This is a genomic window from Pseudomonas sp. BTN1 (genome assembly GCF_001907715.1).
Classification (GTDB): Bacteria; Pseudomonadota; Gammaproteobacteria; order Pseudomonadales; family Pseudomonadaceae; genus Aquipseudomonas; species Aquipseudomonas paracarnis.
The window spans coordinates 91,645-118,216 of record NZ_MPBM01000026.1; the positions used below are offsets into that span (position 1 = coordinate 91,645).

Annotated in this window: 27 protein-coding genes; 15 read left to right on the forward strand and 12 right to left on the reverse strand. The window is 61.3% G+C overall.

All coding sequences use genetic code 11. The features are described 5' to 3' along the window. Position 1: 1 nt before the first annotated feature. The 6 genes from BMH52_RS13375 to BMH52_RS13400 all read right to left on the reverse strand — a co-directional run bounded on the left by BMH52_RS13375 (position 2) and on the right by BMH52_RS13400 (position 6,989). The gene (locus tag BMH52_RS13375; protein WP_003194521.1) at positions 2 to 658 is read right to left on the reverse strand and encodes a DedA family protein; all 657 of its coding nucleotides are present in this window, start codon (positions 656 to 658) and stop codon (positions 2 to 4) included. Positions 659 to 979: 321 nt separating this feature from the next. Beyond that, the gene (locus tag BMH52_RS13380; RefSeq protein WP_014720105.1) at positions 980 to 1,438 is read right to left on the reverse strand and encodes an N-acetyltransferase; all 459 of its coding nucleotides are present in this window, start codon (positions 1,436 to 1,438) and stop codon (positions 980 to 982) included. Positions 1,439 to 1,527: 89 nt separating this feature from the next. Next, on the reverse strand, positions 1,528 to 2,364 hold the full coding sequence (gene eutC, locus BMH52_RS13385) for an ethanolamine ammonia-lyase subunit EutC (RefSeq protein WP_019818775.1): 837 nt from the start codon (positions 2,362 to 2,364) through the stop codon (positions 1,528 to 1,530). Continuing rightward, a complete protein-coding gene (locus tag BMH52_RS13390; RefSeq protein ID WP_014720103.1) occupies positions 2,361 to 3,755 on the reverse strand; it encodes an ethanolamine ammonia-lyase subunit EutB in 1,395 nt (464 codons plus the stop codon). The genes eutC and BMH52_RS13390 overlap by 4 nt, the downstream gene beginning before the upstream one ends. A gap of 63 nt (positions 3,756 to 3,818) precedes the next feature. Beyond that, positions 3,819 to 5,252, reverse strand: coding sequence for an ethanolamine permease (gene eat / locus BMH52_RS13395; RefSeq protein ID WP_003194515.1), 1,434 nt, complete (start codon positions 5,250 to 5,252; stop codon positions 3,819 to 3,821). 216 nt (positions 5,253 to 5,468) lie between these two features. Next, entirely contained in the window at positions 5,469 to 6,989 is a 1,521-nt protein-coding gene (locus tag BMH52_RS13400) for an aldehyde dehydrogenase family protein (protein ID WP_005791797.1), read from the reverse strand. 272 nt (positions 6,990 to 7,261) lie between these two features. On the opposite strand from BMH52_RS13400, the gene BMH52_RS13405 reads away from it, so the two are divergent. Next, positions 7,262 to 9,172: a sigma-54-dependent Fis family transcriptional regulator gene (locus BMH52_RS13405; RefSeq protein WP_072435469.1), complete on the forward strand. Its 1,911-nt coding sequence runs from the start codon at positions 7,262 to 7,264 to the stop codon at positions 9,170 to 9,172. Positions 9,173 to 9,517: 345 nt separating this feature from the next. Here the strand turns inward: BMH52_RS13405 and BMH52_RS29565 are convergent, their stop codons facing one another. Then, on the reverse strand, positions 9,518 to 9,802 hold the full coding sequence (locus BMH52_RS29565) for a hypothetical protein (RefSeq protein WP_177480889.1): 285 nt from the start codon (positions 9,800 to 9,802) through the stop codon (positions 9,518 to 9,520). A gap of 82 nt (positions 9,803 to 9,884) precedes the next feature. Here BMH52_RS29565 and BMH52_RS29570 point away from each other — a divergent pair, with 82 nt between their 5' ends. The 4 genes from BMH52_RS29570 (at position 9,885) to BMH52_RS13430 (ending at position 12,909) form a co-directional block, all read left to right on the forward strand. Continuing rightward, on the forward strand, positions 9,885 to 10,547 hold the full coding sequence (locus BMH52_RS29570; protein ID WP_256575787.1) for a hypothetical protein: 663 nt from the start codon (positions 9,885 to 9,887) through the stop codon (positions 10,545 to 10,547). 109 nt (positions 10,548 to 10,656) lie between these two features. Then, positions 10,657 to 12,006 (forward strand): UDP-N-acetylmuramate:L-alanyl-gamma-D-glutamyl-meso-diaminopimelate ligase, encoded by a 1,350-nt coding sequence (gene mpl / locus BMH52_RS13420; protein WP_020301976.1) that lies wholly within the window; start codon positions 10,657 to 10,659, stop codon positions 12,004 to 12,006. Beyond that, on the forward strand, positions 12,003 to 12,632 hold the full coding sequence (gene ubiX / locus BMH52_RS13425) for a flavin prenyltransferase UbiX (RefSeq protein WP_072435470.1): 630 nt from the start codon (positions 12,003 to 12,005) through the stop codon (positions 12,630 to 12,632). Before mpl ends, ubiX begins: the two co-directional genes overlap by 4 nt. Beyond that, positions 12,625 to 12,909: a YceK/YidQ family lipoprotein gene (locus BMH52_RS13430; protein WP_014720097.1), complete on the forward strand. Its 285-nt coding sequence runs from the start codon at positions 12,625 to 12,627 to the stop codon at positions 12,907 to 12,909. Before ubiX ends, BMH52_RS13430 begins: the two co-directional genes overlap by 8 nt. A 139-nt stretch (positions 12,910 to 13,048) precedes the next feature. On the opposite strand, the gene BMH52_RS13435 is transcribed toward BMH52_RS13430, so the two are convergent. The 3 genes from BMH52_RS13435 to BMH52_RS13445 all read right to left on the reverse strand — a co-directional run bounded on the left by BMH52_RS13435 (position 13,049) and on the right by BMH52_RS13445 (position 16,057). Next, positions 13,049 to 13,690 (reverse strand): oxidoreductase, encoded by a 642-nt coding sequence (locus tag BMH52_RS13435; protein WP_014720096.1) that lies wholly within the window; start codon positions 13,688 to 13,690, stop codon positions 13,049 to 13,051. Between the two features lie 29 nt (positions 13,691 to 13,719). Then, positions 13,720 to 15,438, reverse strand: a complete 1,719-nt coding sequence (locus BMH52_RS13440; RefSeq protein ID WP_072435471.1) for a C13 family peptidase — start codon at positions 15,436 to 15,438, stop codon at positions 13,720 to 13,722. A gap of 163 nt (positions 15,439 to 15,601) precedes the next feature. Then, positions 15,602 to 16,057 (reverse strand): MaoC family dehydratase, encoded by a 456-nt coding sequence (locus BMH52_RS13445; protein WP_014720094.1) that lies wholly within the window; start codon positions 16,055 to 16,057, stop codon positions 15,602 to 15,604. 184 nt (positions 16,058 to 16,241) lie between these two features. Here BMH52_RS13445 and BMH52_RS13450 point away from each other — a divergent pair, with 184 nt between their 5' ends. The 4 genes from BMH52_RS13450 (at position 16,242) to BMH52_RS13465 (ending at position 18,236) form a co-directional block, all read left to right on the forward strand. Next, the gene (locus BMH52_RS13450) at positions 16,242 to 16,595 is read left to right on the forward strand and encodes a CidA/LrgA family protein (protein ID WP_014720093.1); all 354 of its coding nucleotides are present in this window, start codon (positions 16,242 to 16,244) and stop codon (positions 16,593 to 16,595) included. Beyond that, positions 16,592 to 17,308, forward strand: a complete 717-nt coding sequence (locus tag BMH52_RS13455) for an LrgB family protein (RefSeq protein WP_073843930.1) — start codon at positions 16,592 to 16,594, stop codon at positions 17,306 to 17,308. Before BMH52_RS13450 ends, BMH52_RS13455 begins: the two co-directional genes overlap by 4 nt. Before the next feature lie 21 nt (positions 17,309 to 17,329). Next, positions 17,330 to 17,920 (forward strand): LON peptidase substrate-binding domain-containing protein, encoded by a 591-nt coding sequence (locus BMH52_RS13460; protein WP_019818753.1) that lies wholly within the window; start codon positions 17,330 to 17,332, stop codon positions 17,918 to 17,920. Positions 17,921 to 18,020: 100 nt separating this feature from the next. Next, positions 18,021 to 18,236 carry a hypothetical protein gene (locus tag BMH52_RS13465; RefSeq protein ID WP_019818751.1) on the forward strand — a complete coding sequence of 72 codons (216 nt, stop codon included), beginning with the start codon at positions 18,021 to 18,023 and terminating at the stop codon, positions 18,234 to 18,236. Here BMH52_RS13465 and BMH52_RS13470 read toward each other — a convergent pair. Further along, complete coding sequence (locus BMH52_RS13470) at positions 18,230 to 19,546, reverse strand: bifunctional DedA family/phosphatase PAP2 family protein (protein WP_019818749.1); 1,317 nt, start codon at positions 19,544 to 19,546, stop codon at positions 18,230 to 18,232. The genes BMH52_RS13465 and BMH52_RS13470 overlap by 7 nt on opposite strands. 162 nt (positions 19,547 to 19,708) lie before the next feature. Next, positions 19,709 to 20,392: a DNA-3-methyladenine glycosylase gene (locus BMH52_RS13475; protein ID WP_072435472.1), complete on the reverse strand. Its 684-nt coding sequence runs from the start codon at positions 20,390 to 20,392 to the stop codon at positions 19,709 to 19,711. Between the two features lie 175 nt (positions 20,393 to 20,567). Between BMH52_RS13475 and BMH52_RS13480 the strand changes: the two genes are divergently transcribed. The 6 genes from BMH52_RS13480 to rodA all read left to right on the forward strand — a co-directional run bounded on the left by BMH52_RS13480 (position 20,568) and on the right by rodA (position 26,564). Continuing rightward, positions 20,568 to 21,833, forward strand: a complete 1,266-nt coding sequence (locus tag BMH52_RS13480) for a glutamate-5-semialdehyde dehydrogenase (RefSeq protein WP_003194482.1) — start codon at positions 20,568 to 20,570, stop codon at positions 21,831 to 21,833. Then, positions 21,833 to 22,477 (forward strand): nicotinate-nucleotide adenylyltransferase, encoded by a 645-nt coding sequence (nadD, locus tag BMH52_RS13485; protein ID WP_003194480.1) that lies wholly within the window; start codon positions 21,833 to 21,835, stop codon positions 22,475 to 22,477. Before BMH52_RS13480 ends, nadD begins: the two co-directional genes overlap by 1 nt. 66 nt (positions 22,478 to 22,543) lie before the next feature. Beyond that, a complete protein-coding gene (gene rsfS, locus BMH52_RS13490) occupies positions 22,544 to 23,038 on the forward strand; it encodes a ribosome silencing factor (RefSeq protein WP_003176298.1) in 495 nt (164 codons plus the stop codon). 9 nt (positions 23,039 to 23,047) lie between these two features. After that, a complete protein-coding gene (gene rlmH, locus BMH52_RS13495; protein WP_003176297.1) occupies positions 23,048 to 23,515 on the forward strand; it encodes a 23S rRNA (pseudouridine(1915)-N(3))-methyltransferase RlmH in 468 nt (155 codons plus the stop codon). A gap of 15 nt (positions 23,516 to 23,530) precedes the next feature. Further along, entirely contained in the window at positions 23,531 to 25,429 is a 1,899-nt protein-coding gene (mrdA, locus tag BMH52_RS13500; RefSeq protein ID WP_014720086.1) for a penicillin-binding protein 2, read from the forward strand. Between the two features lie 31 nt (positions 25,430 to 25,460). Continuing rightward, positions 25,461 to 26,564, forward strand: a complete 1,104-nt coding sequence (rodA, locus tag BMH52_RS13505; RefSeq protein ID WP_044268991.1) for a rod shape-determining protein RodA — start codon at positions 25,461 to 25,463, stop codon at positions 26,562 to 26,564. Positions 26,565 to 26,572: the final 8 nt, after the last annotated feature.

Here is a 26,572-nt window from a genome sequence, read left to right on the forward strand (position 1 = left end):
ATCAGTGCGGGTTGGCTTCGGAGGACGTGCGGCCAAAGCGGCTGCGCACTACGCCAATAATCATCGGCACCAGGGACAGCAGAATGATGAACACCACCAGCAGCGACAGGTTCTTCTTGATAAAAGGCACGTTGCCGAAGAAGTAACCCAAGGTCACCAGGCCGCCGACCCACAGGATGGTGCCCAGTACGCTGAAGCCGAAGAAGCGTGGATACGGCATCTTGGCCACGCCCGCGACGAACGGCGCGAAGGTACGCAGGATCGGCAGGAAGCGCGCCAGCGTCACGGTCTTGCCGCCGTGCTTGTCGTAGAAGTCGTGGGTCTTTTGCAGGTAGTCGCGGCGGAAGATCTTGGAGTTCGGGTTGCTGAACAAGCGCTCGCCCGCCGTTCGTCCGATCACATAGTTGGTGCTGTCGCCGAGGATGGCCGCCAGCATCAGCAGGCCGGCCAGCAGGACTGGGTCCATACCGCCGCCGGCCGCTACGGCACCGGCAATGAACAGCAAGGAGTCGCCCGGCAGGAAGGGCATGACCACCAGGCCGGTTTCGCAAAAAATCACCAGGAACAGAATGGCGTAGATCCACGGACCGTAGTTGGTTACCAGCATATCGAGGTAAACGTCGAGATGCAGGATAAGGTCAAGCGGGTTGAAATCCATGGATGGCACCTGTGTGAATGGCCCGGCTCAGCGGGCTTGTGCGGAAGCTCAGGCAATAAGGCTACAAGTAATTGTCGCGGTTCTTACAACCCTGAAAGGTCGGCATTATACGGATTGAGAGGTGAAAAGCGTGTGGCTTTTGTAGCGGGGAGTGTCGCGAAATTGTGAAGGGGCTGGGCTTCAAGCCAGTCGCCGGACCCAATGTGGGAGCTGGCTTGTCTGCGATAGCGGTGGGTCAGTATGAGAAGTGCTCGCTGACACTCCGCCATCGCAGGCAAGCCAGCTCCCACAAGGATATTGCGGTGTTTGGCTTACCGGTTTTCAGTCTTCGTTGATCGGCAACACGTAGTTTTTGAATTCGGTGTCTTCGCGAAACCCAATCGACTCATAGGTCTTCTGCGCCACGTCGTTATCGCTGCTGGTCGATACCCGCAACCGTACCGCGTGGGTGTCCTTGGCCATTTTCTTGGCCGTGCGCATCAGGTTGTCGGCCACCAGTTGCCGGCGCGCATCCTCGGCCACATAGATGTCGTTGAGGATCCATACCCGCTTGAGAGACAGTGAGGAAAAGCTCGGATAGAGCTGGCAAAACCCCAGCAGCCGCTTGTCATCATCGTCGGCCAGGGCCAGGTAGATCACCGACTCCTTGCGCCGCAGGCGCTTTTCCAAAAAGGCCCGTGACGAGTCCGGGAACGGCAGGGCCCCGTAGAACTCGCGGTATTTGACGAACAACGGGGTCAACAGGTCCAGGTGTTCCAGGGTCGCTTGAGTAATCCGCATGCCAGGCCTCAACTTCCAAATGGGGTATGACCACACGAGCGGCCGTGACTCGATGCTGCCTAATGACGCCAAAAAGCGCAATCTTGCCGCTATCGGTCATCGGGCGGGCTGAGCAGGAAATTGCCCTTCATCAGGTCCGGGTCGTCCGATTCGAGGGTCTGAACCTGTGCCTCATCCTTGAGATTAACCCCCGACAACTGCCGGCGACACGCCTCGCGCATCAAGTACAGCAGGCGATGGGCCGCCATGCCATAACTCAGGCCTTCCAGCCGCACGTTGGAGATGCAGTTGCGATAGGCATCGGTGAGGCCGACCTTGGGGTTGTAGGTGAAATACAGGCCCAGGCTGTCCGGCGAGCTGAGCCCCGGTCGTTCGCCGATCAGGATCACCACCATCTTGGCGCCCAGTAGCTGCCCGATTTCATCGGCTACCGCCACGCGGCCTTGCTCCACCAGGATCACCGGTGACAAGGACCAGCCTTCGGCGTGGGTCTGTTCTTCCAGGCGCGCCAGAAACGGTGCTGTATGTTTATGCACGGCCAGTGCCGACAGGCCATCGGCTACTACGATGGCCAAGTCCACCCCGCCGGGCTGGGCCGAAGCGTAGTCGCGCAATGTTTGCGCCGACTCATCGCTCAAGCGTCGCCCCAGGTCCGGGCGTTGCAGGTACATGTGCCGGTCTGTGGCGGCGCTGTGCAGCAACAGGCTGTCTCGGCCACGTTCGGCCAATTGGCGGCTGAGGCCGGTGTGATCGAACGGCAAATGCACCGCGTCCCGCGCCTGGGCGTGGGCAAACTGGAAGTCCAGTTGGGCGCTGGTGGGAAGGCTGGTGCCGGTGCGGCCCAGGGCAATACGCGCCGGGGTGAGGCGGCGCAGTTCCAGCCACGGGTTGTCAGGCAATTCTGGTTGCACGGTCGGCTCCTTCATCCCAATTGCGCCAAGGCGTGACGAAAGGCCGGTGGCAAGCTATTGCCAAAATGCACCTTGCCATCAGCCTGCGTGAAGATGCCCATTTTCGCCAGCCACTGCTCGAACTCCGGCGCCGGTTTTAAACCCAATGTTTGCCGGGCGTACAGGGCGTCGTGAAACGAGGTGGTCTGGTAGTTGAGCATGATGTCGTCGGAGCCGGGGATGCCCATGATGAAGTTGATGCCGGCCACGCCGAGCAGGGTCAGCAGGGTGTCCATGTCGTCCTGGTCGGCTTCGGCGTGGTTGGTGTAGCAGATGTCGCAACCCATGGGCACGCCGAGCAGTTTGCCGCAGAAGTGGTCTTCAAGGCCGGCGCGGATAATCTGCTTGCCGTTGTACAGGTACTCCGGGCCGATAAAGCCGACCACGGTGTTCACCAGAAACGGCTTGAAGTGCCGGGCCACGGCATAGGCACGGGTTTCACAGGTTTGCTGATCGACGCCAAAGTGCGCATTGGCCGACAAAGCGCTGCCCTGGCCGGTTTCGAAGTACATCAGATTCTGGCCCAGGGTGCCGCGCTTGAGGCTCAAGCCCGCGTCATAACCTTCCTGCAGCACGTTCAGGTTGATCCCGAAACTGGCATTGGCCGCTTCGGTACCGGCAATCGACTGAAACACCAGGTCCAACGGTACGCCGCGGTTGATCGCTTCGATGGAGGTGGTGACATGGGTCAGCACGCAGGCCTGGGTGGGGATGTCGTAGCGCTGGATGATCGCGTCCAGCATCTCCAGCATGGCGCAGATCGAGGCGATGCTGTCGGTGGCCGGGTTGATGCCGATCATGGCGTCGCCGTTGCCGTACAGCAGGCCGTCGAGAATGCTCGCGGCGATGCCGGCCGGTTCGTCGGTGGGGTGGTTGGGCTGCAAGCGCGTGGACAAGCGCCCGCGCAGGCCCAGGGTGCCGCGAAACTGGGTGACTACGCGGATCTTCTGCGCCACCAGGACCAGGTCTTGCACGCGCATGATCTTGGACACAGCCGCGGCCATTTCCGGTGTCAGCCCTGGCGCCAATGCGCGTAGGGCCTGTTCATCGGCCGCATCGCTGAGCAGCCAGTCGCGCAGGCCGCCGACAGTGAGGTGGCTGACCGCTGCAAACGCCTGTTTATCGTGGGTGTCGATGATCAGCCGGGTGACTTCATCGCTTTCATAAGGAATCAATGCTTCCTGCAGGAAGTGCTTGAGCGGGATATTTGCCAGCGCCATCTGCGCCGCCACACGTTCGCCGTCATTCTGCGCGGCGACACCGGCGAGGAAGTCCCCGGAGCGTGCCGGGCTGGCCTTGGCCATCACGTCCTTGAGGCTGTCGAAGCGGTAGGTTTGAGCACCCACCGCGTGGGAAAAGCTTGCCATACAGTGTCTCCTTGATGACGCGCGCCTGCTGTGGGCAAGGCGCCGCGTCGAGGTTTTCGGCAGTTAGTGCAGGGCGGCCTCTGCGGCCTGGATCGCCGCGAATTCCTCTTCCGGCGTGCCTGCTACCAAGTGATGCCGGCTGTAGAAAGCAAAGTAAGCAATTAATACTCCATAGATGATCGCCGCGCCAATCACCACGCGCGGGTCCACCAGAAAGCCCGCCACCACGGCCACGCAAGCCAGCACCAGTGCCACGCCTGAGGTGAAGATGCCACCGGGTGTGCGGTATGGCCGCTCCATTTTAGGGCGACGGATGCGCAGGGTGATGTGGGCGGCCATCATCAACACGTAGGAAATCGTGGCGCCAAACACCGCCACCAGGATCAGCAAGTCACCCTGGCCGGTCAGCGACAGGCCAAAGCCGATAATCCCGGGGATTACCAGTGCCAATACTGGCGCCTTGCTCTTGTTGGTCTCGGACAATTTGCGCGGCAGGTAACCGGCACGGGACAAGGCAAAGATCTGCCGCGAATAGGCGTAGATGATCGAGAAAAAGCTCGCGATCAAACCGGCCAGGCCGACCAGGTTGACGAAGCTCCCCATCCAGGTGGAACCGCCGTAAGACAACGCCAAGGCTTCAACCAGCGGGTTGCCGGATTTGATCAGCGCATAAGTGCCCGCACCGCCCGGCGCGATCACCAGGATCAACAGGGCAAAACTGGTCAGCACCACAATCGCGCCGATCAGCCCGCGCGGCAGGTCGCGCTTGGGGTTCTTGGTTTCTTCAGCGGCCAGCGGCACGCCTTCCACCGCCAGGAAAAACCAGATGGCATAAGGGATCGCGGCCCACACGCCGACGTAGCCGAACGGCAGGAAGCTGCTGGCGCCCTTGGCCTCGGTCACGGGTATATCCAGCAGGTTGGCGACGTTGAAGTGCGGCACCATCGACACCAGGAACACGCCCAGGGCAATCGCGGCGACGGCGGTGATCACGAACATCAGCTTCAAGGCTTCGCCCACACCAAAGATGTGGATGCCGATAAAGATGATGTAGAACGCCAGGTAGATCATCCAGCCGCCAATGCCGAACAACGACTCGCAATAGGCGCCGATAAACACCGCGATGGCGGCGGGCGCGATGGCGTATTCGATAAGGATGGCAGTGCCGGTGAGGAACCCGCCCCAAGGGCCAAAAGCGCTGCGGGCAAAACCGTAGCCACCGCCAGCAGTGGGGATCATGGACGACAACTCGGCCAGGGAAAAGCACATGCACAGGTACATGGTGGCCATCAGCAAGGTGGCGAGGAACATGCCACCCCAGCCGCCCTGGGCCAGGCCGAAGTTCCAGCCGGCGTAATCGCCGGAAATAACATAAGCGACGCCAAGGCCAACCAGTAGTACCCAGCCGGCGGCGCCTTTTTTCAGTTCGCGTTGTTGAAAATAATCGGTGCCGACTTTTTCGAAGTCGACAGAAGAACCAGTGGGTTCGCTAGGCATGGGAAGTACCTTCCATTCTTATTGTTTTTGACTCGGCGTCTGTGTGCCGAACGAGGTAGCAATTGCGTGTGATATCAAATGTGGGAGCTGGCTTGCCTGCGATAGCGGCCTGTCTGCTACCCCTTATTTGGCTGATACATCGTTATCGCAGGCAAGCCAGCTCCCACACTTGATTGCATTTCAAGTTGGGAACTGGTTGCTTGCTATAAGGCTGAGTTAGAAAAAGCCCAACGGATTAATGTCGTAGCTCACCAGCAAGTTCTTGGTCTGCTGGTAGTGATCCAGCATCATCTTGTGGGTTTCACGGCCCACGCCAGACTTCTTGTAACCGCCAAACGCGGCATGCGCCGGGTACAGGTGGTAGCAGTTGGTCCACACGCGGCCAGCCTTGATCGCCCGGCCCATGCGGTAGGCGCGGTTGATATCGCGGGTCCACAGGCCAGCGCCCAGGCCGAACTCGGTGTCGTTGGCAATCGCCAGGGCTTCGGCTTCATCCTTGAAAGTGGTGATGCTCACCACCGGGCCGAAGATTTCTTCCTGGAATACGCGCATGTCGTTGGTGCCCTTGAGCAGGGTCGGCTGGATGTAATAACCGGTGGCCAGGTCGCCGGTGAGCTTCTCCACCTTGCCGCCCGTGAGCAATTGCGCGCCTTCGCCCTTGGCGATTTCCAGGTAAGACAGGATCTTGTCGAACTGCTGCTCGGACGCTTGGGCGCCGACCATGGTGTCGGTATCCAGCGGGTCGCCACGCTTGATCGACTCGACCTTTTTCATCACCACTTTCATGAAGTCGTCGTAGATCGACTCTTCCACCAGAGCACGGGAAGGGCAGGTGCACACTTCGCCCTGGTTGAAGAACGCCAGCACCAGGCCTTCGGCGGCTTTTTCGATAAATGCAGGTTCCGCTTTCATGATGTCGGCGAAGAAGATGTTCGGCGACTTGCCGCCCAACTCCACCGTAGACGGAATGATGTTCTCGGCCGCCGCATGCATGATGTGCGAGCCCACAGGCGTTGAGCCGGTGAAGGCGATCTTGGCGATGCGCTTGCTGGTGGCAAGGGCTTCGCCGGCTTCCTTGCCGAAACCGTGCACCACGTTCAGCACGCCCGGTGGCAGCAGGTCGCCGATCAGCTCCATCAGCACGCTGATGCCCAGCGGCGTTTGCTCGGCGGGCTTGAGCACCACGCAGTTACCGGCGGCCAGGGCTGGGGCGAGTTTCCAGGCGGCCATCAGCAGCGGGAAGTTCCACGGGATGATCTGGCCGACCACGCCCAGCGGCTCGTGGAAGTGGTAGGCGGCGGTGAGTTCATTGATTTCGGCGCTGCTGCCTTCCTGGGCGCGGATGCAGCCGGCGAAGTAGCGGAAGTGGTCGGCAGCCAGGGGGATGTCGGCGTTAAGGGTTTCACGCACGGCCTTGCCGTTGTCCCAGGTTTCGGTGATGGCCAGCAGTTCGAGGTTTTGCTCGATGCGGTCGGCGATTTTCAGCAGCACCAGCGAACGGTCCTGGGCCGAGGTTTTGCCCCAGGCGTCCGCAGCGGCGTGGGCGGCGTCCAGCGCCTTGTCGATGTCTTTGGCGGTGGAACGCGGGAAGTCGGCTATCGGCTTGCCGTTGACCGGCGAGGTGTTGGAGAAATAGTTGCCATCGACTGGCGCCACGAATTCGCCGCCGATGTAGTTGCCGTATTTGGCCTTGAACGAAACGATGGCGCCTTCAGTACCGGGGTGTGCATAACGCATGGTGAGCATCTCCTGCTTTTATGTTTATTGGAGTACAGCGCGGCAAGCGCGTTATAAAGCGTAGAGCAAAGGTTGGGCCACTGCTGTGCGGGCCAGCAAAATCAATGGGTTGGGCTTTGTCGCAAGGCGGTGCCGTGACAGGTGTGGTACAGGCGTGGTGACAGTTTGTGCCATAAGCGGTACAGCCTGTGACCGGTGGGTCGGGCCGGGATTGCAAAGGCCCAATGGCTGGGGGATGCTGGGCGTTCTCACGCAGGGAGAATAATAAGAACATGCATAACGATCATTTCAGCCGCCATGCCCAGCAAGTCCTGACCGTCACCCGTGGCCAAGAGCTTTCCCAGGGGCCGGGCAGCGACCCGTCCATCGCCCGCTCCTGGCTGCGCTGCGTGGAGGACTACCACCTCGACCCGGCGCTGACCATCGCGCCTACCGTGCTTGAACACGGGCGCCTGCTGGAAAGTCGCGAACGCCTGCGCCAAGTGCTGCACATCGCCGGCAGCGAGATGAATAGCCTGCACCAGCAACTTTCCGGCGCCGGCCATGCGGTGCTGCTCACCGATGCGCGCGGGGTGATCCTCAACTGTGTCACCGCGCCGTCGGAGCGCAAGATTTTCGAGCGCGCCGGCTTATGGTTGGGCGCTGACTGGAGCGAAGCCTGCGAAGGCACTAACGGCATAGGCACCTGCCTGGTAGAGCGGCAGTCGTTGACGATCCACCGTGACGAGCATTTTCGCGGCCGTCATACCGGGCTGACCTGTTCGGCCAGCCCGGTGTTCGATCCTCATGGTGAATTGCTGGCGGTGCTGGATGTGTCCTCGGCCCGCGAAGCCGTGTCGCGCCAAAGCCAGTTCCACACCATGGCGCTGGTGAACCTGTCGGCCAAGATGATCGAAAGTTGCTACTTCCTGCGCCACTTCGAACACCACTGGCTGTTGCGTTTTCACCTGCAGGCCGAGTCGGTCGGGTTATTCAGCGAAGGCTTGCTGGCGTTTGATGGCGAAGGGCGCATTTGTGCGGTCAACCAGAGCGCCCTGAACCTGTTGGGGCAGTTGCGCGGCGGCTTGGTGGGCCAGCCGGTGGAAGCGTTTTTCGACTGCTCCCTGGATCAGTTGCTGGGGCGGGCCAGCGCAAATGCCACGGCCAGTTGGCCGCTGCGCACCCGCGATGGTCGGCCTTTATTCGCAGCGCTGCGAGGCCAGCCGCGCAGTGCGCCGGCCCCTATCATCAAGCCACAGGCGTCACGCCCATTGGGTATCTGCCTGGGCGACCCGGCGTTGCAAAATGAGCTGCGCAAGGCCTCGCGAGTGTTCGAGCGCGATGTGCCCTTGCTGATCAACGGCGAAACCGGCTGCGGTAAAGAAGCCTTCGCCAAGGCCGTGCATCAGGGCAGCCAGCGGGGCGACAAGGCCTTTATCGCGCTGAACTGTGCGGCGATTCCAGAAAACCTGATCGAGAGCGAACTGTTTGGCTATCGCGCCGGCAGTTTCACCGGCGCCCTTAAAGAAGGCATGCGCGGCAAGCTGCAACAGGCCGATGGTGGCACGCTGTTTCTCGACGAAATCGGCGACATGCCCCTGGCGTTACAAACCCGCCTGTTAAGGGTGCTGGAGGATCGCCTGGTGGTGCCTATCGGCGGCGAACCCCAAGCCGTGAACGTGCGCATCATCAGCGCCACGCACCGCAATTTGCTGGAACGGGTGGCCGATGGCAGCTTTCGTGAAGACCTGTATTACCGCTTGAACGGCTTGGAAGTCGCCCTCCCGCCGTTGCGCGAGCGCAGTGACAAGTCGCAACTGTTGGATTTCCTCTTGGCGCAGGAAGCAGGCACCGAGCAGGTGATGCTCGACGAGTCGACGCGCCAGGCCTTGTTGGCATTCCACTGGCCCGGCAACCTGCGGCAGATGCGTACTGTGTTGCGCACGGTGGTGGCACTCTGTGAGGGCGGGCGAGTCGGTCTTGAAGACTTGCCGGCGCTGATTCGCCAGGCGCGGCCGCAAGGGGCAAGGGCGGATGCGCCGTACGCTTTGCCACTGGAAAGCGCCGAGCGCCAGGCATTACTCGATGCGTTGGCGCAGCAGCGCTGGCATATGAGCCATGTGGCGGAACAGTTGGGCGTCAGTCGCAATACGCTGTATCGCAAGTTACGCAAACATGGTATTTCACGGGGCGCCATGCATTAGGGCGCGCGACAGTTGTCGGAATAACTCCGTTATTGCGGACGACTCGTTTTTGTCCCACGTCATTTAAGGTTTTTTATCGCTCTACCCGTTCACGTCGTCCCGGAACGTGGCACGTTGTTTTAAGCACTGATGGAATAAGGGCAGAGCATCAATTGCCCTTAAACACCGCTGTTTGAAACTTCTAGGGTGACAACACATGAATATTACAAGTCCAATAACGACTCCTGTGCCACAACTCCCTGTTCAACTTGATGTTACGCCCACCTCCCCACCGCAACACTCGATAACGGGCTGGGGCGAACCGATGGACCCCCCTCAGCCTGACCATGACACGCCGCCTTCTGCTCAGGAGGCCGACCAAGCGCCGAAGGTACGCAACAAGCGTGGAATCTCCTTCTTCGGACGGCGGTTCCCATTTGGAGGCGCAACCCGGCCCACGGCGCCCGTGTCTCCCACGCCATCGATCAAGGTGCCGTCGCCTGCGTCCGTGTCCCCCGGTCCATCGACCAGGGTGCCGCCCGCCCCGGTCAATCCCACTGCCACCAGGCTGCAGAACGCACTGGGTGGAAATAACCCTGGTACCAGCTCGACCGCAGCCAGTTCAAGCCAGTCGGCCTTAGATAAACTCAAGGGCGTAGTGACCAGGGGGCCTCAAACGCCCACCAGTGGCGGGGTTGTCTCCGTAAAGCCGGTGGAACCGCCCAAGATCAGTGTGGCCGATGTCACCCAGCGGCTTTTGGATGCCGACAGGCTGGTCAAGGCAGGGGTTATTTCCACCTCACCTTCAACCGGCAAGACAATCAAGGACGCGTTCATCAACGCGGGCGTCAATGGCATCGTCAGCGCGCCGATCAATGTGGGCGCATACGCCGGGTCCGTGGCCGCGGGAGAGGCGATCAAGGGCCAGTATGTACCGTCGCCATTGCCGCCGCCGCATTTGCCTGGTACTGCAAAGCCCGATCCCGCGTCTACACCGCAAGTAGCCGCGCCAACCACATCGGATACGCCAACGCCTTCGGCCACGCGCCATCTGGACCGGGTAGAAAAAGTGGTGCTGGAATTTGCCAATGTCATCATCACGCTGGCGTCGGGAAATACTGAAGACCGGCTTGCCATGGGCGACGCCTGGCCCAAGGAGCGGGGGGCACGCTTGGATAACCTTGAGCAGTTACTGAGCATTTCGGAAACCCATATGAAGCAAGTGGCCGAGGATAACGGCATTATTTTCAAACCTCACCTCGAACCAGAAACCGGCCCAGGCACGGGGGGCCGCTTAGGCGTGATAGAGCGCCGTTATCGCGCCTTGGAAAAGGCGGCTGACCGGATCATTACCCTGAAAGACGCCGAAGCCAAAAAAACCGAGGCCTCCGTTTAAGGCAGCCTTTTTGCCCGCCGGATCCTACCGGCGGGCGTTTCGCGCTCAGCTAAAGCGTGCGAACTTTCCCACCCTACGCTAACCTGCCTCGATGTTTACGAGGTCGACTATGCACATTCATATTCTGGGTATCTGCGGTACGTTCATGGGTTCGATGGCGGTTCTGGCCAAGGAGCTGGGCCATCATGTAACTGGCTCCGATGCCAATGTTTATCCCCCCATGAGCACGCAGTTACAGGCGCAAGGGATTGAGCTGACCCAAGGTTACGACCCCGCGCAATTCGACCCGGTGCCGGACCTGGTCGTGATCGGCAACGCCATGTCGCGCGGCAATCCGGCGGTGGAATACGTACTGAACAAAGGCTTGCCTTACGTCTCCGGCCCCCAGTGGCTGGCCGACCATGTGCTGCAAGGCCGTTGGGTCCTGGCAGTGGCAGGCACTCATGGCAAGACCACCACCAGCAGCATGCTCGCCTGGGTGCTGGAGCATGCGGGCATGAGCCCGGGGTTCCTGATTGGCGGCGTGCCGCAGAACTTCTCGGTATCAGCGCGCCTGGGTGAGACACCGTTTTTTGTGATCGAGGCCGACGAGTACGACAGCGCCTTTTTCGACAAGCGCTCCAAGTTCGTCCATTACCGCCCGCGCACAGCGATCCTGAATAACCTTGAGTTCGATCACGCGGATATCTTCCCCGATCTGCCGGCGATTGAGCGCCAGTTCCATCACTTGGTGCGCACCATTCCCAGCGAAGGCCTGGTCATTCATCCCACCACCGAGCCTGCGTTGCAGCGTGTGATCGACATGGGCTGCTGGACCCCGGTGCAAACCACCGGCGCGGGCGGGCAGTGGCAGGCGAGGTTGCTCAGCGAAGACGGTTCGCGGTTTGAAGTGCTGTTCGAAGGCCAACCCCAAGGCATCGTCGATTGGGGCATGACCGGCCAACACAACGTGGCCAACGCTTTGGTGAGCCTGGCTGCCGCTCGGCATGTTGGCGTGGTACCAGCCATGGGCATTGCCGCCTTGAGCGCGTTCAAGAGTGTGAAGCGGCGCATGGAGAAAGTCGCTGAAGTAAATGGAATTACCATCTACGACGACTTTGCCCACCACCCGACCGCAATTGCCACCACCCTGGATGGCCTGCGCAAGCGCGTCGGCGATGCGCAGATCATTGCCATCGTCGAGCCGCGCTCCAACTCCATGAAGCTGGGTGCGCACCGTGATGGCCTGCCCGAAAGCGTCAACGATGCCGACCAGGTGGTGTGGTATGCACCGGCCAACCTTGGCTGGGATTTGCCCGCGATTGCTGCGCTATGCACCGTGCCCTCCACAGTCTGCGATTCGTTGGAAGGCATCATTGAGCATGTGAAGTCCTTGGCCCAGGCCGGCACCCACGTGGTGGTCATGAGCAACGGCGGCTTCGGCGGCCTGCACGGCAAGCTGGCCGAGGCACTGAAATGAGCGGGCCGGAACGCATTACCCTGGCGATGACCGGCGCATCCGGTGCGCCCTATGGCCTGCGCCTGCTCGATTGCCTGGTACGTGAAGACCGTGAGGTGCATTTTCTGATCTCCAAGGCGGCGCAATTGGTGCTGGCGACTGAGACCGATGTCGCGCTGCCTTCCAAGGTGCAGATGATGCAGGCATTCCTCACCGAGTACACCGGCGCAGCGGCGGGGCAGATCAAGGTCTACGGCAAAGAAGACTGGATGTCGCCGGTAGCCTCAGGCTCCGGTGCGCCAGCGGCGATGGTGGTGGTGCCTTGTTCCACCGGCACCTTGTCGGCGATTGCCACGGGCGCCTGCAACAACCTGATCGAACGGGCGGCGGACGTGACCTTAAAGGAGCGCCGCCAATTGATCCTGGTGCCGCGCGAAGCGCCGTATTCGAGCATTCACCTGGAGCACATGCTCAAGTTGTCGAACATGGGCGTGACCATCCTGCCCGCGTCGCCAGGCTTCTATCACCAGCCACAGACCATCGATGACCTGGTGGACTTTGTGGTGGCGCGCATTCTCAACCTGTTGAACGTTCCCCAGGACATGTTGCCGCGTTGGGGCGAGCACCATCTGGGCGGCGATGAATAAAGCACTGCTGCTGTTGATGGCGCTGCAACTCACCGGCTGTGCCACCGCGCGCACGCTGGATGCCGCGCAGGCGGGCGCGCCGGTGGTGTATGCCGGCACGCGCCTGGACCTGTATGCGATCAATGGCGGTTGTTGCGCCAAGGATCGCTTTGGTGCCGAGGCCCCGAGCTCTCCCCATCTCGACCTGCCGGCCAGTGCGTTGCTCGATACCTTGTTGTTGCCACTGTCGGTGCTGACGGTGCTGGGGGTTGGCTTCAACGCCACGGGCGGGCTGTAAGATAAGGGCTAACTGGGTGGATCGTTCACTCCGCGTGGGAATGCAGTCGGGGACGCTCCGCGTCCCAAGCATGACGCAGAGCGTCATAACCGGCGTTCCCACGCAGAGTGTGGGAACGATCAGTAACAGCCCTGCATCATCACTTGCCGAGTTTGCGCAACTCGTCCGACTCCACCACCCGCACGCCATCCTGTTCTTCCAGCGCCAGGCGCCACATGGCGCGGGCCAGTTCGCAGACTTCAATACCGTGGTACTTGCCCGGGATAAGCCGTGACAGCGGGCCGGCCAACTGTTCGGCCAGGCGCGGTTCCAGTCGCTCACCCAGCAGGAGCGAGGGACGTACGATGGTCAACTGCGGCCAGTCTTGCGCTCGGAGCGCCAGTTCCATTTCCCCTTTGACCCGGTTGTAGAACACCGAGGATTTCGGGTCGGCGCCAATCGCACTGATCACGATCAGATGCCGCGCGCCCAGTTCCCGTGCGCGTTTGGCGAAGGCCACTACCATGTCCAGGTCGACCGCACGGAACGCCGCTTCCGAGCCGGCCTTTTTAATCGTGGTGCCCAGGCAGCAGAAGGCAATATCCACGCGGCCGCTCAGTTGCGGCAGGAACACCGCCGGGTCGCCTACCGGGTTTTCCAGGCGTGGATGTTCAGCCAATGGTTTGCGGCTGGGTGCCAGCACGCGGGTCACGGTAGGTTCGTTGAGCAGGCGGTCGAGCAGGTGTTCGCCAGTGAGGCCGGAGGCCCCGGCCAGCAAGATATGCTGCGGTGTCAGGTACATGGTGTTTCCCCCTTGTTACACGTTACAGCTTAGTTGCCTTTGGCTTCCTTGCTATTCATTGAGACGCTTTCGAGCGCCTTTCGTGCCTGCTGTTTACGTAATAATTGCCAATGGGCGATCACGCCCTTAGGCGCCCAGATCTGCGGTTCGGAGGCTTCGAAATTGTCCGCCTGTTCGCGTTCGGCCACGTGCAGTTGTGCCAGTTTGAAGGCGTGTTGCAAATCATCCGTTTGGTTGAAAGCCTGTGCGAAAAGCGCATCACCGAAGTAGGTGAAGTCTGCTTCTTCCGAGCAGCCGAACGACACGCGGTCCGCGCGGGAGGCGGTCATGATCAGGGTGCGCTCATCTTTGAGCGCCGGTATGAAGCCGCCGGAATAACATGCGGAGATCACGATGACCTTGTCGCGGTTTTTCAGCGGTGCGAGCACGGCGGCCAGCTCGTCGGCGGGCAGGTCGGCCAGTTCCATGCGCGGTTGGTCGAGCACCAGCTCATGCTCATGGGTGCCATGGCTGGTCAGGTAAATGAACACCAGGTCTTCCGGCCCGGTCCGTTCGGCCAGGGTTTGTACCGAGCGGCGCAGGCTTTCGCGGGTGGCCAGGGGGCGGTCGGCGATATGGTCGCGGTGGTTGACCAGGCGCACTTGCCCGCGCGCGCCGAAGCGGGTGGCGAGCAGGTTGCTGACGTAATCGGCTTCGCGCAGGAACACGCTTTGTTTGCCGTCACCGGCCAGCACCAGGGTGTACAGTTCCACCGCCGGGGTGGACGCGGGCACGGTCGCCAGGGCGTCATTAAGCAAGCGGCCTTGGGCCAGTATGCCGGTCTCCAGTGGGTCGGGCAGCAGCTTGCCCTCGGCGTCGCGTACGCGCAGGCCATTGACCCAGGTGCCGGACTGCACGGTGCCGTCGGTGAGGACCAGGGTGCCACGGCCTTGATAGTTGTCACTGTCAAAGCCACCGATATAGAAACTGCCATCGGTGAGGTTCAGACGCCCTTCGCCGGTAAAGCGCCAGTCACTGAACTGGCCGACGTAGTGGCTGCCATCAACCCCGATCAGTTCGCCTTTGCCGGTCAGCGCGCCCTCCTTGAACTGGCCGATCCATACGTCGCCGTCGGCGTTCTCGTAGCGGCCTTTACCGTTGAGCTGGTTCTGCTTGAATTGGCCGACATAGATATCGCCCTCGGCGCTATTAAAGGTGCCATTGCCTTCCAGTTGGCCATCGACAAAGCGGCCGCTGAACTGGTTGCCGCTGTCGTCATTGCGCTGGCCTTCGCCATTGGGCTTGCCGTGGGCGAACTGGCCCTGATACTGGCTGCCGTCGGCCAGTTCCAGGCGGCCGAGGCCTGAATACTGGTCGTCTTGGAATTCGCCGCGATAGGTCATCTGCCCCTCTTTGAGGGTGCCTTCGCCGTTGCGTCGACCATTCTTGAAGCCGCCCACGTAGCTGCTGCCCGACGTGGTCAGGCTGCCCTGGCCATCAAACAGGCCCTGCTTGAATTCGCCTTTATAGACTTCGCCATTGCTGCCATGCCATTCGCCCTGGCCGTGCCACTGGCCTTTGTCGAACTGGCCGGCGTACCAACTGCCATTGGGGTAGTCCACACGGCCTTGGCCTTGCAGCAAACCGTTGACCACGTCGCCACGGTAGCGGCCGCCATCGGGCAGGCGCGCATCGGGCGGCAACAGCGATTCGCCGTCTCCGCAAGCGGTGAGCAACAGGGCAAGGGCAAGGGGAGCGAGTGGGCGCATAGCGGGATCCGGATAATTGAGCGCCGAGTATGCCGTAGCCGGGGTGCCGAACCTAGTGGTCTATGCGCAGGATCTACCACCTGTAGGAGCGGGCTTGCCCGCGAAAAACTCACAGGCACCGCATTTATTCAGCAAGCTCGCTCCTACAGAGCAGGTGTGGTGATTATACGAAGCAGAGTGACAGCGACTCGGCAATGTAGGCCGGCTTCTCCTGGCCTTCGATTTCCAGGGTGGCCGTCGCCTTGAACAGCCATTGGCCCGGCTTTTTCTCGGTGACGTCAGTGAGGGTGACGTTCAGGCGCACCTTGGAGTTCACCTTCACCGGCTGGATAAAGCGCACGCTGTCCAGGCCGTAGTTGACGGCCATTTTCAAGCCTTCGGGCATGATCAGGATGTCTTCCATCAACTTGGGCATCAGCGACAGCGACAGGAACCCATGGGCAATGGTGCTGCCGAACGGGGTTTGCGCCGCCTTGATCGGGTCGACGTGGATGAACTGATGATCGCCGGTGGCTTCCGCGAAGAGGTTGATACGTGCCTGGTCGATGGTGAGCCATTCGGAACGTCCCAGTTCCTTGCCGACGTAATCTTTGAGCTGCGCTACGGGTACATAGGGCATTGCGTCTCTCCTTGGTTCATCACTTATGTGCCCGTTGATAAGGGGCGTTTTTTTTTGTTGCAGAGAACCACTGTAGATCATCACGGGCAATCAGCCCGGTCAACCCAACATGCTTTTGGCGAATGCCGGAGCATAGGGCGGGCGTGCTTATAATGCGCGCGGGATTTGAGGGGGAGAGAGCGGGATGCTGTTACGTGGCCTGACCTGGCTGGTGCTGTTTCAACTGATCGGCACCGCTATCAATCATTTGCTGGTGCCGGTGCTGCCTGGGCCAATCATCGGCTTGTTGCTGATGCTGGGCTTTCTGGTCTGGCGCGGTGAAGTCGGCGAGCCCCTGAGCCTGGCGGCCGGCAGCCTGTTGCGTTACCTGCCGCTGCTGCTGGTGCCGCCGGCCGTGGGGGTAATGGTGTACGCCAAGGACATTGTGGCGGATTTTTGGGCCATCGTCGGGGCGTTGGTGCTGTCGCTAGTGGTTGCCATGGGCTTTGTCGGCGTGCTGATGCAGCAGATGGTCAAGCGCAAGGAGAAGGACCAATGATCCTCGACTGGCAGGGCGCCTGGACGGCGGTCATTCATCACCCGTTGTTCGGTATCGGTATCACCCTGGGCGCCTATCAGCTGGTGTTGGCGGGGTTCGAGAAAACCCGCTGGATCTTCCTGCAGCCGGTGCTGGTGTCGATGTTGCTGGTGATCGGCGTGCTGCTCACCTGCGGGCTGAGCTACGCCGAATACCGCGAGAGCACCGAGATCATGGGCATCCTGCTGGGGCCTGCGACCGTGGCCCTGGCGGTGCCGCTTTATCTGAACCTGCGACGGATTCGCCAATTGTTCTGGCCGATTTTTACTACGCTGGTGGTAGGCGGGGTATTGGCCACTGGTTTTTGTGTGGCGTTGGGGTGGTGGTTCGGGGCTGAGCACCGGGTGCTGATGACCATGGCGCCCAAGTCGGTGACCTCGCCGATTGCCATGCTGGTGGCCGAGCAGATCGGCGGCGTGGCGGCCTTGGCGGCGGTGTTTGTGTTGATCACTGGGGTGGTCGGCGCGATGATCGGCCCAGCGCTCTTGTCACGGCTGGGAGTGCGCAGCCCCGAAGCGCGCGGCATGGCTTTGGGCATGACCGCCCACGCCGTCGGCACTTCGGTGGCCCTGCAGGAAAGCGAAGAATGCGGCGCCTTCGCGGCGCTGGCCATGAGTTTGATGGGCGTGGCCACGGCGGTGTTCCTACCGTTGGCGGTGTCGGTCATTGTTTAACCCAGGTTTAAGGAAACCGTTATGAGTCTGGCGCTATTCCCCCTCAACACTGTGCTGTTCCCGGGCTGCATCCTCGACTTGCAGATATTTGAGGCGCGCTACCTGGACATGATCGGCCGTTGCATGAAAAAGGGCGAAGGCTTTGGTGTGGTGTGCATCCTGGATGGCTCAGAGGTGGGCGCGGCCCCTGACGGCTATGCGCTTGTCGGTTGTGAAGCGCTGATTCGTGACTTCAAGCAGCAGGATAACGGCCTGCTGGGCATTCGCGTCGAAGGTGGCCGTCGATTCCGCGTGCGTGAGGCCGACGTGCAGAAAGACCAATTGCTGGTGGCCCAAGTGCAATGGTTGCAAGAGTTGCCGGACGCGCCGCTGGGCGAAGAGGACGCCGACTTGCTGGCGTTGCTTGAGGCCCTGGCCGAGCACCCGATGGTGGCCTCGCTGGACATGGGCGGCCACGCCGAAGGCCAGCAAGCCCTGGGCAATCAATTGGCCTATCTGTTGCCGTTTACCGAAGCCGACAAGATCGACTTGCTGCAACTGGACGACCCACAGCAACGGCTGGATGCGATCCAGATGTTGCTCGATGAACTGCAGGGCGAGCTGTTCACCTGAGGTTCGGATTTGCCTGACAGCGCTTTCAGACTTTGCTCGGTCGTCTCCACGGTGTCGCCTGCACTATTTTCCGATCACACAACAATGATCGGAGAGAACCATGATTCGGCTGACACCCTCGGAACAAGTGGCGTGGGACGCTTATTTTGTCAGCGTGACCACGCAATTACTCCAGCAGCAAGCCACGCGGGGCGCGGAGTACATTGCCGAGCGCGCCGCCGAAGTGGCTGATGAGATGTTACTGGAGCGCCGCGAACGTTGCGTTGAACGGCGCAGCGCCTCCGTGGACTGGATCGGCCCGGCCAAGGGTCAGTAGGCGTACCTGAGCAGGGCGTGGGGCGTGCCGGTAAAGGCGATAAAACCGAGCACGGCCACCACGGCGGGCAGCACCAGCCACCAGGCTTTTTGCGACATGGCTGGCAATGGGCTGCGGTACTGGATGGCCGTCAGGCTGAACGCACACACGGTCATCGCCAGCAACGTGCCGGCCAGGATGTCCGTCGGCCAGTGGGCGCCCAGGTACACCCGTGACAAGGCAATGAACGCCGCCGGAATGCAGCCCAGCAGCATCCAGGTCAGGCGCAGCCGCGTGGGTTGACCGCGACCGGCCAATACCGCGAGCGCCAGGAAGAAGGCAAAGGCACCGGAGGCATGGCCGCTGGGCATGCTGAAGCTGGTCAGCGGGTCGGTGAGGATTTCCGGGCGGCCCCGGGCGAAAAACAGCTTGGTGCCGGTGTTGATCACTGCCGCGCCAGCGAGGGTGGCGCCGACAAACACCGCGTGGCGCCACTGCCGTGCCAACAGCAACAGGCCAGTGAACACCGCGCTGGCGAAGAACATCTTCTTGAACTCACCCAGTTGGGTGACCCGTACCATCACTTCGTCCAGCCACGGGCTGCGATGCTCTTGCACCAGGGCGCTCAGGCCCTGGTCGAAGTCATTGAGGTGGGGATAGCCGATAAACAACGCGATTAACAACACCAGGCTGGCGCAACCGATCCACAAGGTGGCGCGCCGATGCCCGCGCCAACTGCTGTTCAAACTCAGCCCCAGCAGCACCGCCAGGCACGCCGCGATAATCGCCGCTTCCGGCCAGAAGCCTTCCGGCAACGGCAGGCGGAACGCGGCGCCGGCAGCCCAGCCCGGCAGCAGATAGGCCACGGTCCAACCCGCTGCGGCAATGATGCTCACAGCGGCAAAGCGCGGGAAGGGCATGTCGCACATGCCGGCGACCATGGGCAGCATGGGACGCAATGGGCCGATGAAACGCCCGACCAACAGGCTGGCGATTCCGTACTTGTGGAAGTAGGTTTCTGCACCGTTCATCCACTCAGGATGCTGGCGCAGGCCGGGCAGGCGCCGGATGTTCTGATGGAAATGGCGGCCCAGGTAATAGGAAACGCCGTCGCCCAATAAACCGCCGAGGAAGCCCAGCAGTAGGGTTTCACTCAAAGGCAGCGCACCGCTGCCAGCCAACGCGGCGATTGCAAACAGCAATACCGTGCCCGGCACGATCAACCCGGCAATCGCCAGGCACTCCACACACGCGACGATAAACACCGCGGCTGCCAGCCATTGTGGGTTGAGGGTCAACCAGCCGGTGATGCTATCGAGCCATTGGCCCATACAATCCACTCCATGCATACATATTCAAAAAACGCTGAAGATTCAATTGTGGGAGCGGGCTTGCTCGCGAATGCGGTGTGTCAGAAACAGATTCCTTCACTGACACGCCGCATTCGCGAGCAAGCCCGCTCCCACATTGGATCCGCTGTGTTGCGGATATCATCAAATCAAAAAATAATCTCGGCCTTCGACCTGGCCCCGACGCAGCGGGTTCCGCGTGCAATAAGGCGCATAGCCAGCATCGACGAAGCGGTACATCAAGTGTTCATCGCGCCCACTGGGGATGCCCAGGCGCGTGGTCTGGATAATCTGCGCGGGCACCTGGCCCACGTCTTCGACATACAGCAGTTCCTGATCGAAGCGCTTGGCGTCCCACATCGGCACTTTCAGGCCCAGGGCCTTGCACAGCAGCGTCTGGCCCGCACAGAGTTTTTGCGAGGGGCGTGGGCTGCCATCGGGGTTGGGGTTGTTCAACAGCATCTGCGCCAGGCTCGCCGCGCCGGAAATGTCGTCTACCCAGGGATAGGCCGATTTGATCAGCACGGCATTGCCCGGGCCGTGAGCGCTGAAGTTCAACGAATCACCGCCACGGGCGTAGTACATGTAGATATGGCCACCATCCAGAAACAAAGCCTTACGCTTTTCTGTGTAGCCGAGTGAGGCGTGGCTGCCTTTTTCGGCCACGTAATAGGCTTCGGTTTCAATAATTCGCGCCGAAAGCCAGAGATCGCCCACACGATGACGAATGACTTTTCCGAGTAATTCGCGCGCAAGCAGTTGGGCATCGCGGTCGAAGAAGCTATCGGGCAGGGGGCTGGCGGGAAGTTGGGGCGAAAAATCGGGCATGGCGGTCAAGGGTTGATACGGCTAAATGTGACCGAATCATAACAACTCTCAGCTTAATTACGCCTGAACCTGGGGTTTTTACAGTTCATTTCGACCATCCGCCCCTCACCGCTGTCAGTCGGGCGGCGTCACAGCTATAATCTGCCGCTTTCCTCTTTGCCAAGACTCCCTGACCATGACTGAGTCCGTTCTTGACTACATGACCCGCCTGGGTCGCGCTGCCCGGCAGGCCTCGCGGTTGATCGCCCGTGCGAGCACCGCGCAGAAGAACCGTGCGCTGCTGGCGGCTGCGGATGCTCTGGATGCTTCGCGCTCCGAGCTGACCGCCGCCAACGAACTGGACCTGGCCAATGGGCGCGCCAATGGCCTGGAGCCAGCCCTTTTGGACCGCCTGGCGCTGACCCCGGCACGTATTGACGACATGATCGAAGGCCTGCGTCAGGTGGCCAAGCTGCCTGACCCCATCGGTGAAATTCGCGACATGCGTTACCTGCCGTCCGGCATCCAGGTGGGCAAGATGCGCGTGCCCCTGGGCGTGATCGGCATTATCTATGAGTCGCGCCCGAACGTGACCATCGACGCCGCGAGCCTGTGCCTCAAGTCAGGCAACGCTACCATCCTGCGTGGCGGTTCCGAGGCGATCAACTCCAACCGCGCCATCGCCGCCTGCATCCAGCAGGGCTTGGCCGTGGCCGAGTTGCCAGCCGAAGTGGTGCAAGTGGTGGAAACCACCGACCGTGCCGCCGTGGGCGCGCTGATTACCATGCCGGAATTCGTCGACGTGATTGTGCCTCGTGGTGGCAAGAGCCTGATCGAGCGCGTCAGCCGCGATGCCAAGGTGCCAGTTATCAAGCACCTGGACGGCGTCTGCCATGTGTTCATCGACATCGCCGCCGACCTCGACAAGGCGATCCGCATTGCCGACAACGCCAAGACTCACCGCTACGCGCCGTGCAACACTATGGAAACCCTGCTGGTGCACGTCGGCATTGCCGAGCGCGTGCTGCCGCCGCTGGCCGCCATCTACCGTGACAAGTCGGTAGAACTGCGCGGTTGCGAGCGCACCCGTGCGCTGCTGGGCGCGGACGTCATCGAGGCGACCGAGCAGGATTGGTACACCGAGTACACGGCCCCGATCCTGTCGATCCGCATCGTCGACGACCTGGACCAGGCCATCGAACACATCAATACCTATGGCTCCAAGCACACCGACGCCATCGTTTCCGAGCATTTCAGCGATGCCCGGCGTTTCCTCAACGAAGTGGATTCCGCTTCGGTGATGGTCAACGCCTCGACGCGTTTTGCCGACGGCTTCGAGTACGGCCTGGGGGCGGAGATCGGTATTTCCACCGACAAGCTCCACGCACGCGGCCCGGTGGGCCTCGAAGGGCTGACCAGCGAGAAGTACGTGGTGTTTGGCGACGGTCATGTGCGCACTTGATGACTAAACGCATCGGGCTGCTCGGCGGTACTTTCGACCCCGTGCACATCGGCCATTTGCGCAGTGCCCTGGAAGTTGCGGATGCCCTTGCGCTGGATGAGCTGCGCCTGCTGCCCAATTTTCGGCCGCCCCATCGCGACACGCCGCAGGTGGCCGCAGAACAACGCCTGGAAATGGTGCGTGTTGCCGTAGAAGGTATATCGCCGCTGGTGGTGGACGATCGCGAACTCAAGCGCGATAAACCGTCCTACACTATCGACACCCTGGAGCTGATGCGCGCCGAATTGGCCGCAGATGACCCACTGTTTCTGCTTTTGGGCTGGGACGCATTTTGCGGCCTGCCCTCTTGGCACCGCTGGGAGGAACTCCTCCAGCATTGCCACATCCTGGTTTTGCAACGCCCGGATGCCGACAGCGAACCGCCGGATGCCTTGCGCAACCTGCTGGCCGCGCGGTCGGTAAGTGACCCCTTGGCCCTGACCGGGCCGAACGGGAATATTGCATTCGTCTGGCAGACCCCGCTTGCGGTGTCCGCCACCCAGATCCGTCAACTGCTGGCCAGCGGGAAGTCGGTACGTTTCCTGGTGCCTGACGCGGTCCTGGCCTACATCGATGCGCACGGGCTTTACCGTGCGTCGAACTGAAAAGGCGCGCTTGAACGCACGAACCGTGCAGCAAGCGCCCGAACATACGAGCAAAACGAGTTTTATATGACGAACAAAGACGTAAGCAAAGTTAAGCGCAAAGGCACCTTCAAAAGCGCGCCGCTGCCGGTTGAAGCCCATGTTGGCCCGGAACTGGCTGGCGAAGAGCTGGTGAAAGTCGCCGTGGCTGCCCTGGAAGACGTTAAAGCCCAGGACATCCAGGTGCTGGACGTGCGCGATAAGCAGAGCATCACCGACTTCATGATCATCGCCACCGGTACCTCCAACCGCCAGATCGGCGCGATGCTGGACAAGGTTCGCGAAGCCGTCAAAGCCCAGGGCGTCAAGCCACTGGGTGAAGAAGGCAAGGGCGACAGCGACTGGGTGCTGCTGGACATGGACGATGTGATCGTTCACATGATGACCTCCAACGCTCGCCAGTTCTACGACCTGGAGCGTCTGTGGAAAGGCGCCGAGCAGAGCCGTGCTGCCGATGGCAAGCACCACAGCCCGGAAGTGGGCCACGCGCACTTCGACAAGCTCAACAAAGACCAGGAATAAGGAACGGCTGTGCGCCTGCGTCTGATCGCTGTCGGTTCACGCATGCCCAAGTGGGTGGAAGAAGGCTGGCACGAATATGCCAAGCGTCTGCCCGCTGAGCTGTCGCTTGAGCTGGTGGAAATACCGCTCAATACCCGGGGCAAGAACGCCGACGTGGCGCGCTTTATCCGTCAGGAAGGCGAAGCCATGCTGGCCAAGGTCGGCCCCAATGAGCGCATCGTCACCCTTGAAGTGCACGGCAAGCCCTGGAGCACCGAGCAACTGGCGGTGGAGCTGGATCGCTGGCGCCTGGATTCGCGCACGGTCAATTTCATGGTCGGCGGCCCGGAAGGGCTGGCGCCGGAAGTCTGTGCGCGGGCCGATCAGCGCTGGTCGCTGTCGGCGCTGACGTTGCCGCACCCGTTGGTAAGGATTCTGATCGGTGAACAGCTGTATCGCGCCTGGACAGTTCTGTCCGGGCACCCTTACCACAAATAGCCTGCGCCGCCCCCGATGACCCAACCGATCCGCATCAAGGACCACGAGAAAGACGCACGTCTGGTACGCGCGCGGGTGGTGTTCGGTGCTGTCTTGGTGGTGGTGCTGATGTGCGTGCTGATTGCGCGGCTGTATTTCCTCCAGGTGATCCAGTACGACTATCACTCCACGCTGTCGGAAAACAACCGGGTGCATGTGCAGCCGATTCCCCCTACCCGTGGGCTGATTTTCGACCGCAATGGCGTGGTGGTTGCCGATAACCGGCCCAGCTTCAGCCTGAGCATGACCCGTGAGCGTTCCGGCGACTGGAAGCAGGTGCTCGATGTCATCGTCGAGGTGCTGCAACTGACGCCGGAAGACCGGGCCGTCTTCGAGAAGCGCATGCGGCAGGGGCGCCGGCCGTTCGAGCCGGTGCCTATTCTGTTCGAGCTGACCGAAGAGCAGATCGCCCGGATTGCGGTGAACCAGTTCCGCCTGCCGGGTGTGGAAGTGGTGGCGCAGTTGGTGCGGCATTACCCGCAAGGGCCGCACTTTGCCCACTCCGTTGGCTACATGGGGCGGATCAACGAGAAAGAGCTGAAAACCCTCGACCCGATCAACTACAGCGGCACCCATCATATCGGCAAAACCGGCATCGAGCGTTTCTACGAGGCCGAGTTGCATGGCCAGGTAGGTAACGAGGAAGTCGAGACCAATGCGCGTGGCCGCGTATTGCGCGTGCTCAAGCGCACCGATCCGGTACCGGGCAAGGACATTGTCCTGAGCCTGGACATCAAGTTGCAGGAAGCTGCCGAGATGGCCTTGGGCGGTCGGCGAGGTGCCGTAGTGGCGCTGGACCCGAAGACTGGCGAAGTGCTGGCGATGGTCAGCCAGCCCAGCTTCGACCCCAACCCGTTTGTGACGGGCATCAGCTTCAAGGCCTACGCCGAGCTGCGTGACTCCATCGACCGGCCACTGTTCAACCGTGTGTTGCGCGGCCTGTACCCCCCGGGCTCGACCATCAAGCCGGCGGTGGCGATTGCCGGCCTGGATGCTGGTGTGGTCACGGCCTCAAGCCGGGTGTACGACCCTGGCTACTACATGCTGCCCAACTACGACCACAAGTACCGTAACTGGAACCGCTCCGGTGACGGCTATGTCGATTTGGACACCGCGATCATGCGCTCCAACGACACCTATTTTTACGACCTGGCCCACAAGCTGGGGATTGATCGGCTATCTGCCTACATGGGCAAGTTTGGCCTCGGTCAGAAAGTCTCCTTGGACATGTTCGAAGAATCCCCCGGCCTGATGCCATCGCGGGAGTGGAAGCGTGCGACCCGCCGCCAGGCGTGGTTCCCTGGCGAAACCCTGATCCTGGGTATCGGCCAGGGCTATATGCAAGCCACTCCGCTGCAACTGGCCCAGGCCACGGCGCTGGTGGCGAACAAAGGCGTGTGGAACCGACCGCATCTGGCCAGGACCATCGAAGGCGAAAAGCCGGTGGACGACAACCCGATTCCGGACATCGTGCTGCGTGACCCGTCCGACTGGACCAAGGTCAACCATGGCATGCAGCAGGTGATGCACGGCGCTCGCGGCACCGCGCGCAAGGCGGCGGTCGGCGCGCAGTACCGCATTGCCGGCAAGAGTGGTACGGCCCAGGTGGTCGCAATCAAGCAGGGCGAAAAGTATGACCGCTCCAAGGTGCAGGAGCGCCACCGCGACCACGCCTTGTTTGTCGGCTTTGCGCCGGCGGAAGACCCGAAAATCGTGGTGGCAGTGATGGTCGAGAACGGCGAGTCCGGCTCCGGCGTCGCGGCCCCAGTGGTACGCCAGGTGATGGACGCCTGGCTGCTGGCCGACGATGGCCGGCTCAAGCCCGAGTATGGCGGCCCCCCTTCAAGCCCCGAGGTTACGGCCCGTGAAGAGTAATTTTGACCGCATCCTCTCCAGCGAAGATGTGATGCGTCGCCGTGCGACGTTGCTGCAACGCATGCACATTGATGGCCCTTTGCTGATCCTGCTGCTGACCCTGGCGGCCGGCAGCCTTTTTGTACTGTATTCGGCCAGCGGCAAGAACTGGGACTTGCTGATCAAGCAGGCGTCCTCGTTTGGCCTGGGCCTGCTGTCGATGGTGGTGATCGCCCAGTTGGAGCCGCGCTTCATGGCACGCTGGGTGCCCTTGGGCTATGTCGCCGGCGTGTTGCTGCTGGTGGTGGTGGACGTCATGGGCCACAACGCCATGGGGGCCACACGCTGGATCAACATCCCGGGGGTGATTCGCTTCCAGCCGTCGGAATTCATGAAGATCCTGATGCCGGCCACTATTGCCTGGTACCTGTCCAAGCGCACCTTGCCGCCGCAGCTCAAGCACGTGGCGATCAGCCTGATCCTGATTGGCGTGCCCTTTGTGCTGATCGTGCGCCAGCCGGACCTTGGCACCTCGTTGCTGATCCTCGCCGGTGGCGCGTTCGTACTGTTCATGGGCGGATTGCGCTGGCGCTGGATCCTCAGCGTGCTGGCCGCCGCCGTGCCCGTGGCGGTGGCCATGTGGTTCTTCTTTATGCACGACTACCAGAAGCAACGGATCCTGACGTTCCTCGACCCGGAGAGCGACCCGCTGGGCACCGGCTGGAACATCATCCAATCCAAGGCGGCCATCGGTTCCGGCGGGGTATTTGGCAAGGGGTGGTTGCTGGGCACCCAGTCTCACCTGGACTTCTTGCCCGAGAGCCATACCGACTTCATCATCGCGGTGATGGGCGAAGAGTTCGGCCTAGTGGGCATTTGCGCATTGTTGCTGATCTATCTACTGTTGATTGGTCGCGGCCTGGTGATCACGGCCCAGGCGCAGACGCTGTTCGGCAAATTGCTCGCCGGCAGCCTGACCATGACTTTTTTTGTTTACGTTTTCGTCAACATCGGTATGGTCAGTGGCCTGCTGCCGGTGGTTGGGGTGCCGTTGCCATTCATTAGCTACGGCGGAACTTCGCTGGTGACATTGCTGTCAGCGTTTGGGGTTTTGATGTCGATTCATACGCATCGCAAGTGGATCGCACAGGTTTGAATAAGGTG

What these genes read in the sequence shown, in the direction of transcription:
- BMH52_RS13390 (WP_014720103.1), bottom strand. Translation starts at nt 3,755, where the DNA reads ATGGCAAGCTTTTCCCACGCGGTGGGTGCTCAAACCTACCGCTTCGAC.
- BMH52_RS13375 (WP_003194521.1), bottom strand. Translation starts at nt 658, where the DNA reads ATGGATTTCAACCCGCTTGACCTTATCCTGCATCTCGACGTTTACCTC.
- BMH52_RS13445 (WP_014720094.1), bottom strand. Translation starts at nt 16,057, where the DNA reads ATGCCCTATGTACCCGTAGCGCAGCTCAAAGATTACGTCGGCAAGGAA.
- BMH52_RS13435 (WP_014720096.1), bottom strand. Translation starts at nt 13,690, where the DNA reads ATGTACCTGACACCGCAGCATATCTTGCTGGCCGGGGCCTCCGGCCTC.
- eutC (WP_019818775.1), bottom strand. Translation starts at nt 2,364, where the DNA reads ATGAAGGAGCCGACCGTGCAACCAGAATTGCCTGACAACCCGTGGCTG.
- BMH52_RS13400 (WP_005791797.1), bottom strand. Translation starts at nt 6,989, where the DNA reads ATGCGTTATGCACACCCCGGTACTGAAGGCGCCATCGTTTCGTTCAAG.
- BMH52_RS13430 (WP_014720097.1), top strand. Translation starts at nt 12,625, where the DNA reads ATGAATAAAGCACTGCTGCTGTTGATGGCGCTGCAACTCACCGGCTGT.
- rsfS (WP_003176298.1), top strand. Translation starts at nt 22,544, where the DNA reads ATGACGAACAAAGACGTAAGCAAAGTTAAGCGCAAAGGCACCTTCAAA.
- BMH52_RS13460 (WP_019818753.1), top strand. Translation starts at nt 17,330, where the DNA reads ATGAGTCTGGCGCTATTCCCCCTCAACACTGTGCTGTTCCCGGGCTGC.
- nadD (WP_003194480.1), top strand. Translation starts at nt 21,833, where the DNA reads ATGACTAAACGCATCGGGCTGCTCGGCGGTACTTTCGACCCCGTGCAC.
- BMH52_RS13465 (WP_019818751.1), top strand. Translation starts at nt 18,021, where the DNA reads ATGATTCGGCTGACACCCTCGGAACAAGTGGCGTGGGACGCTTATTTT.
- BMH52_RS13380 (WP_014720105.1), bottom strand. Translation starts at nt 1,438, where the DNA reads ATGCGGATTACTCAAGCGACCCTGGAACACCTGGACCTGTTGACCCCG.
- BMH52_RS13475 (WP_072435472.1), bottom strand. Translation starts at nt 20,392, where the DNA reads ATGCCCGATTTTTCGCCCCAACTTCCCGCCAGCCCCCTGCCCGATAGC.
- ubiX (WP_072435470.1), top strand. Translation starts at nt 12,003, where the DNA reads ATGAGCGGGCCGGAACGCATTACCCTGGCGATGACCGGCGCATCCGGT.
- BMH52_RS13440 (WP_072435471.1), bottom strand. Translation starts at nt 15,438, where the DNA reads ATGCGCCCACTCGCTCCCCTTGCCCTTGCCCTGTTGCTCACCGCTTGC.
- mpl (WP_020301976.1), top strand. Translation starts at nt 10,657, where the DNA reads ATGCACATTCATATTCTGGGTATCTGCGGTACGTTCATGGGTTCGATG.
- BMH52_RS13480 (WP_003194482.1), top strand. Translation starts at nt 20,568, where the DNA reads ATGACTGAGTCCGTTCTTGACTACATGACCCGCCTGGGTCGCGCTGCC.
- BMH52_RS13405 (WP_072435469.1), top strand. Translation starts at nt 7,262, where the DNA reads ATGCATAACGATCATTTCAGCCGCCATGCCCAGCAAGTCCTGACCGTC.
- eat (WP_003194515.1), bottom strand. Translation starts at nt 5,252, where the DNA reads ATGCCTAGCGAACCCACTGGTTCTTCTGTCGACTTCGAAAAAGTCGGC.
- rodA (WP_044268991.1), top strand. Translation starts at nt 25,461, where the DNA reads ATGCGTCGCCGTGCGACGTTGCTGCAACGCATGCACATTGATGGCCCT.
- BMH52_RS13470 (WP_019818749.1), bottom strand. Translation starts at nt 19,546, where the DNA reads ATGGGCCAATGGCTCGATAGCATCACCGGCTGGTTGACCCTCAACCCA.
- BMH52_RS13450 (WP_014720093.1), top strand. Translation starts at nt 16,242, where the DNA reads ATGCTGTTACGTGGCCTGACCTGGCTGGTGCTGTTTCAACTGATCGGC.
- mrdA (WP_014720086.1), top strand. Translation starts at nt 23,531, where the DNA reads ATGACCCAACCGATCCGCATCAAGGACCACGAGAAAGACGCACGTCTG.
- BMH52_RS13455 (WP_073843930.1), top strand. Translation starts at nt 16,592, where the DNA reads ATGATCCTCGACTGGCAGGGCGCCTGGACGGCGGTCATTCATCACCCG.